The organism is Mesorhizobium sp. M7A.F.Ca.CA.002.05.1.1 (assembly GCF_003998335.1).
Taxonomy (GTDB): domain Bacteria; phylum Pseudomonadota; class Alphaproteobacteria; order Rhizobiales; family Rhizobiaceae; genus Mesorhizobium.
Genome location: NZ_RZQI01001098.1, coordinates 1 through 1,730 on the forward strand (window position 1 = coordinate 1; position 1,730 = coordinate 1,730).

Annotated in this window: 2 protein-coding genes and 2 pseudogenes; 1 reads left to right on the plus strand and 3 read right to left on the minus strand. The window is 60.9% G+C overall.

Annotation, left to right across the window (positions count from 1 at the left end):
- A pseudogene (locus tag EN939_RS32905) lies at positions 1 to 637 on the plus strand (hypothetical protein); the annotation flags it as partial.
- Between the two features lie 11 nt (positions 638 to 648).
- Here the strand turns inward: EN939_RS32905 and EN939_RS32910 are convergent.
- The 3 genes and pseudogenes from EN939_RS32910 to EN939_RS32920 form a co-directional block, all read right to left on the minus strand.
- Positions 649 to 948: a CcdB family protein gene (locus EN939_RS32910; protein WP_127270146.1), complete on the minus strand. Its 300-nt coding sequence runs from the start codon at positions 946 to 948 to the stop codon at positions 649 to 651.
- Entirely contained in the window at positions 948 to 1,190 is a 243-nt protein-coding gene (locus EN939_RS32915) for a type II toxin-antitoxin system CcdA family antitoxin (RefSeq protein ID WP_127270148.1), read from the minus strand. The genes EN939_RS32910 and EN939_RS32915 overlap by 1 nt, the downstream gene beginning before the upstream one ends.
- Before the next feature lie 58 nt (positions 1,191 to 1,248).
- Positions 1,249 to 1,730, minus strand: a pseudogene (locus tag EN939_RS32920) (ABC transporter ATP-binding protein); the annotation flags it as partial.

Here is a 1,730-nt window from a genome sequence, read left to right on the forward strand (position 1 = left end):
CAACGGAGCTGCCCCGGCAGCGCCGCCCGATGCTGCCGGCACGCCGCCCGCACCGGCAGCTGCGCCTGCGGAAACCGCTCTGCCTGTCGGCCAGAAGGCGATCTTCTACGAGGAGCGCACCAGCACCGCCCAGGGCTCCGCCGAGCCCGGCAATATCGTCTGGTCGCTGGTGCAGGAATCGCCCGGTGGCGACCTGCCGCCGGAGCCGGCGATCCGTGCCGAGGCCACCATTCCCGGCAAGGACATCCAGTTGCGCATGACCATCCGCCGCAACACCGATCAGACACTGCCGGCCAGCCATATCATCGAGATGATCTTCCTGACGCCCGACGGTTTCGAGGGCGGCGGTGTCGACAACATCCTGCGCGTCGCCATGAAGGGTTCGGAACAGGATGCCGGCAGCCCGTTGATCGGCATTCCGGCGAAGATCGCCGACGGCTTCTTCCTCGTCGCGCTCAACGATACCAAGGCCGACGAAGACGCCAACATGACCCTGCTTCGCGGCCAGGACTGGATCGACGTACCGGTCGTCTACAAGACCGGACGGCGGGCACTGCTGACCATGGAAAAGGGCATTCCCGGCGAGAAGGTGTTCGACGAGGCGATCAAGGCCTGGCAGGCCAAGACGGCTGGCTGAGAAGGAGCAGTTCAGAAGCCTTGGAACAGCATGTCGAGCGCGGCGACGATGTCGTCGTGGTGCCTGGAAAGGCTTCCCTCTGGATCCGGCAATTCCGAGGCAGAGAAGGCTGACATAAACTGGGTGACCATCACATGATCTTTGCCGTTTATGGTGAAGGTCGGGTTTAATCGGCGACCAGGAACCGGGGCTATCTTGGGCGGCATCAGCGGAATGATGATCCTGGTGCTTAGTCCTTCAAGAAGGTCTGATTGCACGTCGAGAAGATAACCGCCGCCCGCGGCATTCCTATAGAAATCATAACGCGCCATCAGAACGGCCGGTGTTTGGCCAGTGGCAGTCCGTTGCGTCTGACATACTCATTGGAGCTGTCGATGGCTTCCTTATTTTCTTCCTGCCATCGGCGCGTTTTTTCTGCCGAGATTGCTTTTGCAATGCCCTCTTCGGCGGCGCGTGAGATATTGATGCCCAAAGCTTTCGCATCGCTGATCAACCGAGAGTCGATGGACGTATTCACAGATTGTCGCTGAGGTTTTGACGTCGATTGAAGCATAAAGATGGCCTCCTTTTATGCGCATAATCTAGGCGCATAAAAGCCCCCACGCAATCCTTCACCCTTCCATTTCCTCGCGCAACATCTCCAGCTCCAGCCATTCTTCCTCGAGCGCCGCCAGCGTAGCGCGCTCCTTGTCGAGGGCGGCGATCGTCTTTTGGAACGAGGCCGGGTCGCGCTCGTAATAGGCCGGATCGGCGATGTTGTTCTCCAGCCTTGAGATCGAAGCCGTCACAGCCTCGATTTTCTTGGGCAGCGATTCCAGCGCGAATTTCTGCTTGAACGACAGTTTCTTCGCTGGCCCCTTTGGCGCGGCCGCTTCACTCTTGGCCGTCACTGGCGCTTCGCCGTTTTCGGCCTTCGCGCGCGCCTTGCGGTCGTCCAGCCTGGTGCCGCCGCGCTGCGCCAGCATGTCGGAGTAGCCGCCGGCATATTCGATCCAGTGGCCGTCACCATCCGGTGCGATCAGGCTGGTCACGGTGCGGTCGAGGAAATCGCGGTCGTGGCTGACCAGGATGACGGTGCCGGCAAAGCCAGCGA